Below are 7,235 nucleotides of genomic sequence, written 5' to 3'. Positions count from 1 at the left end.
AGTCGCGGGGGTGGCCCGCCGCCGAGCGGTGGGCGCGCCAGCAGGATGTCGTCGCGCCGATCGCGACCTCGCAGGACGCGCACGAGGGTGCGCTCGCCTTCGCGGAGAAGCGCCCGCCCGTCTGGCGCGGTAAGTAAGCACACCCGTTGACCCGCACGGTTCTCGACGAGGAGACCCCATGACGGCCCCGCTCGCGTTCACCCTGGGAGAGGCGCTCCCGCAGTCCGCGGCGCGCCACCCGGACAAGGCCTGCTTCCTGTTCCCCGACGGGACCGAACAGTCCTTCGCGCTCACCAACTCCCGGGTCAACCGCCTGGTCTCGGCGCTGCGGGCGCAGGGGATCGGGCGCGGGGACCGGCTCGCGGTGCTGGCGCTCGACTCCCATCGGTACGTGGAGATCGTGCTCGCCTGCCTGAAGGTGGGCGCGGTCTACCTGCCGCTGAACTACCGGCTGATGCGGCCCGAGGTCGACGTCTTCCTCGACCGCGCCCAGCCCGTCGCGATGTTCCACGACGCCCGGTACGCCGGCCTGCTCGCGGGCTTGACCGAGCGGCACCCGTCGTTGCGGCTGGTCGTGGAGCTGGAGACGGGGTTCGACCCGCTGCTGGAGACGGGGGAGGACCTCGAGCCGCCGGTCGTCTGCACGGACGAGGACCTGCTGGGCCTGGCCTTCACCTCGGGGACGACGGGTCTGCCGAAGGGCGTGCTGCAGTCCCAGGGGATGATGAAGGCGATCATCGAGCACGGGATGATCACGAACCAGCCGCGGCCGGACGACATTCGCTACGTGGCCGCCCCCGCCTTCCACGTCACCGGCATCGCCGGGCTGCTCGGCGGGGTCGCCACCGGGTTCACCTCGCTGCTGCTGCCGCAGTTCGACGCCGCGACCGTGCTCGGCTTCATGGCCGAGGACCGCGTCACCGGCGCGTTCCTCGTCCCGACCATGATCAGCACGCTGCTCCAGCAGCCGGGGGTGGCGGACCACTCCTACGACCGGCTGCGGCTGCTCTACTACGGCGCCGCACCCATGTCGCCGACGCTGCTGCGCCGCGCGATGGACGTCTTCGACTGCGAGTTCCTGCAGCTCTTCGGCGCGGGCACCGAGGCGGGCCTGCAGGCCTTCCTCACCCCGGAGGAGCACCGCCTCGCGCTCGCGGGCCGCACCGAGCTGCTGGGCTCGATCGGGCGGCCGGGCTACGGCATCGCGCTCCGGCTCGTCGACGAGGACATGATCGACGTGCCCGACGGCGAGGTCGGCGAGATCGCCACCCGCAGCGACATGATGATGGACGGCTACCTCGACATGCCGGAGGAGACCGAGCGGGCCTTTCGCGACGGCTGGTTCCGCGCGGGCGACATGGCCTACCGGGACAAGGACGGCTACCTCTACCTGCACGGACGCAAGAAGGACATGATCATCCGCGGGGGCGAGAACATCTACCCGGTGGAGATCGAGACCGTGCTGGCCGAGCATCCGGCGGTGGTGCAGTGCGCCGTCGTCGGGGTGCCCGACGAGCACTGGGGCGAGACCGTGCGCGCCTTCGTCACCGCCCCGTCCTGGACCGGCACCGACGAGGAGCTGGCCGCGGAGCTGGTGACCCTCTGCCGGGACCGCCTCGCGCGGTACAAGGTGCCCGCCGAGGTCGTCCGCCGGGAGGAGCTGCCGATGAACGCGAGCGGCAAGATCCTCAAGCGTGAGCTCAGACGGACCGACTCGTGACCGCCCGTGCGGCAGCCGTGCAGGTCAGGGCCGTTAGACTGTCCCACCCGGTCCGCTCGGTCCGGGTCGCCGGGTGACCACGGGCCGCACGGGCCGGAAGGGACGGACGATGGCATCGCGTGGCGGCAGCTCCCGCGGCAGGCGGGTGACGGCCGCGAGCGACCCGCAGCAGCAGCGTCGGGACAGCGGACCGCAGACCGACAAGGGCCAGCAGCGGCGGGACCAGCTGGTCGAGGCGGCGCACACCGTGTTCGAACGCAAGGGGTTCGTCGACGCGCGGGTGGCGGACATCGTCGCCGAGGCCAACGTCGCCCAGGGCACGTTCTACAGCTACTTCGACTCGAAGGACGCGATCTTCCGCGAGGTCTGCGAGATCGTCGTCGACCGGATGATGCAGGACGTCGCCGCGTCGACCGTGGTGTCCGACGACGCCCCGATGATCGAGCGCATCCGGGCGGGCCTGCGGGGCTACATCGAGGTCTACCGGGAGAACGCCCGGATGATCGCGCTGACCGAGCAGGTCGGCACGTTCACCCCGGAGATGCGGGAGATGCGGCTGCACGTCCGGGAGGCCTGGCTGGCCCGGCTGGAGCGGGCGATCAAGAAGCAGCAGGCGGAGGGGATCGCCGATCCCACGCTGGACCCGTACATGACCGTGCAGGTCCTGGGCGCGATGGCGGACCACACCTGCTACGTCTGGTTCTCGCTCGGCAAGCCGTACGACGACGAGGACGTGCTGGACACCCTCACCACGGTGTGGGCCCGCACGATCGGCGTCGAGAACTCGCAGGAGTGGAAGACCCCGGAGATCTGAGCCTCGTGGGGGCTCTCGCGTGGTTCCGACGTGTCATGTCGAACTGAGCAACCGTTCGGTCGAGATTTCCCTACCGAACGGTTGACCAGTCGGCTTTCAGGGCGTTCCATGGAGGGGTGGGGACGAGGGAGTCGGAGACCGGAGGCGCTGGGGTAGATGCTGCTGCAGGCGTTGCGGCACAGGCTCGCGCCCCGCGGGCGCGGCCGCTCGAGCCGAGCCGGTGGGAGCGCATCCTGGAGGCGGCGGCCGAGCTCTTCCGCACCCAGGGCTACGCGGCGACCAGCATGACCGAGGTCGCGGAGGCGGCGGGGCTGCTCAAGGGCAGCCTCTACCACTACATCCGCACCAAGGAGGACCTGCTCGCCGCGATCGTCGAGGAGGCCCACCGCGGCACCGCCGTCCTCGGTGAGGAGACGCTCGCGTCCCAGGCGCCCGCCGCCGAGAAGCTGCGCCTCGTCGTCGAGCGCCACCTGCGGGGCACCGAGAAGAACCTGACCAAGGTCCAGGTGCTCTTCCGGGAGTTCTCGACCCTGCCCCGCGAGCGCTTCGCGGGGGTGATCGAGCGCCGCGACACCTACGAGCGCGCGATCCGCGAGCTGGTCCGCCAGGGCCAGGCCGAGGGGACGTTCGCCGCCCACCTGGATCCCCGCCTGACCGCCGCCGCGGTGCTGGCCACCCTGAACTCGGTTCAGGCGTGGTTCCGGCCCGACGGCCCGATGAGCATGACCGAGATCATCGACGGATTCACCGACCTCCTGCTGCGCAGCGTCGGCGTCGAGACGCACCCATCGAGGAGACCTGATGAAGACCGGTGAGGACTACCTGGCGTCGATCGACGACGGGCGCAAGGTGTGGTTCGAGGGCGAGCTGGTCGAGCGGATCGCCGACCACCCGATCCTCGGCCAGAGCGCGAAGCTGATCGCCGAGGGCTACGACAAGGTCTACGACCCGACCGGCGACCACAGCCCGTTCTCCGACGTCCCGACGGACGCCGCGGGCCTGCGCGAGCACATCGACTTCGTGCACGACATGGGCATGCTGGCCCACGTCACCTACACCTCGATCATGACGCTGCTGACCGCGGCGGGCCGGATCATGGACTCCTGCCCGGAGGAGGTCGAGCGGATCAACGCGTTCGTCGAGCGGGCGCGCGCCGAGGACCTGCGGATCACGCAGTGCATCACCGACGCGAAGGGCCACCGCAAGGTGCGCCCGGGAGCCCAGGAGGACCCGGACTCCTACGTGCACGTGGTCGAGCGGCGGGAGGACGGCGTCGTCCTGCGCGGCGCGAAGCTGCACATCACCGCCGCCTCGCTGGGGCACGAGCTGATGGTCATCCCGACCAAGGGCATGAAGCCGGGCGAGGAGGACTACGCGATCGCCTGCATGATCCCGGTCAACGCGCCCGGCGTGAAGATCGTGGACGTCAGCTACGCGCCCCGCGCCTCCGAGCTCGAGGACTTCCCGGTGTCCGGTCCGGTGGCCTACCCCGAGTCGTTCGTGATCCTCGACGACGTGTTCGTCCCGACCGAGCGGATCTTCCTCGACGGCCAGGTCAAGTACGCCACGGTCTTCGCGCACTCGCTGGGTCTCTGGGAGCGCCTCGGCGGGCTGTCCTCGATGGCCGACGGCGCGGACCTGCTGGTCGGCCTGTCCCAGCTGATCGCGCAGGCCAACGGCACCGAGTCCGTGGCGCACGTCCGGGACAAGATCGACGACATGATCATCCAGGCGACCCTGATCCGGGCGTCGCTCGAGGCGGCGATCACGCACTGCCACGTGGGCGACAACGGCGCGGCGTTCCCGGACGAGCTGTACACCAACGCGGGCAAGTACTACGCGGCCTCGAACTACGACCGGCTCGTGCAGAGCCTGCACGACATCGCGGGCGGGTCGATCGTCACCGCGCCGTCGTTGGCGGACCTGCGCAACCCGGAGATCGGCCCGGCCGTCCGCAAGTACATGCAGGCCAACCCGGAGATCGACGGCGAGGTCCGGCTGCGGCTGTTCCACCTGATCCGCGACATCTCCGCCGACACCTACGGCGGCTGGAAGCTCGTCACGAACATCCAGGCAGGCGGCGGGCTCTACGCGCAGAAGATCGTGACGCGCAAGTGGTACCCGATGGAGGCCGCGGTGGCGAAGGCCAAGGAGCTGGTCGGCGTCCCCTTCTGATCCCCGGCCCGCTGACGGTCCTTGATCACCAGGTCCGACCCATCGGCGCCGCCTGTGGCGTGGCGGGGTCGGACCTGATGATCAGCGGTGGGTGTGTGGCTTCTCGTGGTGGGACGGTGACCATGGTGAGCCGGTGCTGTCGCGCCTGTGCTCCCCACGAGATCGTTGTCTCGGAGCGCAGAGCCGCGCTGAGAGCGGTTCCTGGTGCCGATCCGGTGATCATGGACGGCAGGTCGCGCGGACCTCGCCGACTCCTGCCTGATGATCACCGGCTCGGCGCGGTGGGCCGTGGTGGGCTGCGCTGCCCTGTCGATCATGGAAGCGCGATGGGGTGGGGTGGCTCCGACGTCGCCTCTTGATCGCTGTCTCGGTGCGGCGGGCCGCGTGGTGCGCGGTTCCGTGTGCCGAGGTGGTGATCATGGTTGCGGTTGCGGTTGCGGTCGTGGGCGTGGTCGTGGTCGGGCAGGTCGGGCAGGTCGGGCAGGTCGGGCAGGTCGGACTGGTCGGGAGGGTCGGACTGGTCGGGAGGGTCGGACTGGTCGGGAGGGTCGGACTGGTCGGGAGGGTCGGACTGGTCGGGCTGATCACCGCTTCTGACTGGTCGGACCGGTTGGACTGGTCGGGATGGTCGGCGTTTCGGACCCATCGAGGCCGTATGTGGCATGAATGGGTCGCTGGTGGTGGTCGACGGTGCGGTAGGGGCCTGGCGACCGAGCGAGCAGAGGGCCCGCGCCCCGGTAGGGGATCATCGACGACACGCTGGGCGGCTGTCGTCGCGCCGGGCTGTGAAGAGTGACGCGTCCTGGGTCGGCGCGCCGAGCCGCCTTCATGATCACTTTCATGATGATCACTGTCCCGACGCCGGCAGCCGCGGTCTGCGCGGCTCGGTGTGCCGAGATGGGGATCATGAGCTGGGGCTCGGCCTGGCGCTCGCGCTGCGCTGGGTTCATCACCGTTTCTGACCGATCGCGGCCGCATATGGCGCGGGCGGGTCGCTGTTGCTGATCACTGCTGTCGTGGGGGCGGCGGTCGGGCGGGGGTCTCTGCCCGCGTCGGTGGTCGTGAGCTGGAGCGCAGCCCTCAGGGCTCAGCGGTCGGTCGGGCTGATCGCCGCTTCTGACCCATCGCGGCCGTAGGCGGCACGGATGGGTCACTTACGCTGATCATCACTGCTGTGGCGGCACGGCAGCGGCCGGGCGGGCGGTCTGTGCCAGTGGCTGGTGATCGTTGCCTGGGCGCGGGCGGCCGCGCTCGGCGCGGTTGCTCGAGCCGAGATAGTGATCATGGTGAGGTCGGTGGGTAGGGCTCGTTGAAACCCCTCCGGAAGATCATCGTCTGGGTACGCCCGGCCGTGGTGTGCGCGGCTCTGCGTACCGAGGTGGTGATCATGTCGGGTCGGGGCCCGGTGCGGTGGTGGTCGGCGCCCGGAGTCTGATCACCGGTGCTGGCGCAGTGAGGCCGTGTGTGGCGCGGGTGGGTCGCGCTTGCTGATCATCGTGCTGTCGGGTTGGGCGAGGGTCTGGCGGGCGAGGGTGCCCTGTCTCTGTCGGTGATCGTTGTCTGGGCGCGGGCGGCCGCGCTCGGCGCGGTGGTTCGAGCCGAGGTGGTGATCATGGGTAGGGCTGGCTGAAGCCTCGCCGGAAGATCATCGTCTGGGTGCGCCGGGCCGCGGTGTGCGCGGCTCAGCGCACCGAGGTGGTGATCATGTTGGGTCGGCGCCCGGAGTCTGATCACCGGTTCTGGCGCAGTGAGGCCGTGTGTGGCGTGAGTGGGTCGCGCTTGCTGATCATCGTGCTGTCGGGTCGGGCGAGGGTGCCCTGTCTCTGTCGGTGATCGTTGTCTGGGTGCGGGCGGCCGCGCTCGGCGCGGTGGTTCGAGCCGAGGTGGTGATCATGGGTAGGGCTGGCTGAAGCCTCGCCGGAAGATCATCGTCTGGGTGCGCCGGGCCGCGGTGTGCGCGGCTCTGCGTACCGAGGTGGTGATCATGTACCGGCTGGGTGCGGGCTGCTGCAGGTGGGGCGGTGATCATCGTCTGGGTGCGCCGGGCCGTGGTGTGCGCGGCTCAGCGTACCGAGGTGGTGATCATGTACCGGCTGGGTGCGGGCTGGTGCACGTAGGGCAGTGATCATCGTCTGGGTGCGCCGGGCCGCGGTGAGCGCGGCTCGGTGCGCCGGAGTGATGATCATGGGCTGGGTGCCTCCCGGGTCGGTGGCTGATCACCGGGTCTGACCCATCGCGGCCGATGCGGCGTTGATGGGTGATCTTCGGTGCGGGCGGGGCGAGGGGTCAGACCGTCACGCCCGCCGTCGCCAGCTCGTCGAGCTGCTCGTCGGTCAGGCCGAGGACCTCCGTCAGCACCTCGCGGGTGTGTTCGCCGAGGGCCGGGGCGGCGGAGCGCGGGGCCATGGGGGAGCGGGAGGCGACCCAGGGGACCGAGGGGAGCCTGCGCGGCCCGATCTCGGCGTGGCTGAGCTCCGGGTAGAAGCCGCGGGCGGCCAGCACCGGATGGGCGTGCACCTCGCCGAC

The 7,235-nt window shown here is 70.3% G+C and carries 4 protein-coding genes and 1 pseudogene; 4 read left to right on the top strand and 1 reads right to left on the bottom strand.

Annotated elements, in window-relative coordinates:
* Nucleotides 1–178: 178 nt before the first annotated feature.
* The 4 genes from H5J29_RS15160 (at nt 179) to H5J29_RS15145 (ending at nt 4,709) form a co-directional block, all read left to right on the top strand.
* Entirely contained in the window at nt 179–1,720 is a 1,542-nt protein-coding gene (locus H5J29_RS15160; protein WP_181781606.1) for a class I adenylate-forming enzyme family protein, read from the top strand.
* A 109-nt stretch (nt 1,721–1,829) separates the two neighbouring features.
* Nucleotides 1,830–2,534 carry a TetR/AcrR family transcriptional regulator gene (locus H5J29_RS15155; RefSeq protein WP_181781605.1) on the top strand — a complete coding sequence of 235 codons (705 nt, stop codon included), beginning with the start codon at nt 1,830–1,832 and terminating at the stop codon, nt 2,532–2,534.
* A gap of 116 nt (nt 2,535–2,650) precedes the next feature.
* A complete protein-coding gene (locus H5J29_RS15150; RefSeq protein WP_181781604.1) occupies nt 2,651–3,349 on the top strand; it encodes a TetR/AcrR family transcriptional regulator in 699 nt (232 codons plus the stop codon).
* A complete protein-coding gene (locus tag H5J29_RS15145) occupies nt 3,336–4,709 on the top strand; it encodes a 4-hydroxyphenylacetate 3-hydroxylase N-terminal domain-containing protein (RefSeq protein ID WP_181781603.1) in 1,374 nt (457 codons plus the stop codon). The genes H5J29_RS15150 and H5J29_RS15145 overlap by 14 nt, the downstream gene beginning before the upstream one ends.
* 2,286 nt (nt 4,710–6,995) lie before the next feature.
* Here the strand turns inward: H5J29_RS15145 and H5J29_RS15140 are convergent.
* Nucleotides 6,996–7,235 (bottom strand): annotated as a pseudogene (locus H5J29_RS15140) (CoA transferase); the annotation flags it as partial.

The organism is Pseudonocardia pini, from assembly GCF_013870575.1.
Taxonomy (GTDB): domain Bacteria; phylum Actinomycetota; class Actinomycetes; order Mycobacteriales; family Pseudonocardiaceae; genus Pseudonocardia; species Pseudonocardia pini.
This window is presented reverse-complemented; position numbering and strand designations above follow the sequence as displayed.

What these genes read in the sequence shown, in the direction of transcription:
- H5J29_RS15145 (WP_181781603.1), top strand. Translation starts at nt 3,336, where the DNA reads ATGAAGACCGGTGAGGACTACCTGGCGTCGATCGACGACGGGCGCAAG.
- H5J29_RS15155 (WP_181781605.1), top strand. Translation starts at nt 1,830, where the DNA reads ATGGCATCGCGTGGCGGCAGCTCCCGCGGCAGGCGGGTGACGGCCGCG.
- H5J29_RS15160 (WP_181781606.1), top strand. Translation starts at nt 179, where the DNA reads ATGACGGCCCCGCTCGCGTTCACCCTGGGAGAGGCGCTCCCGCAGTCC.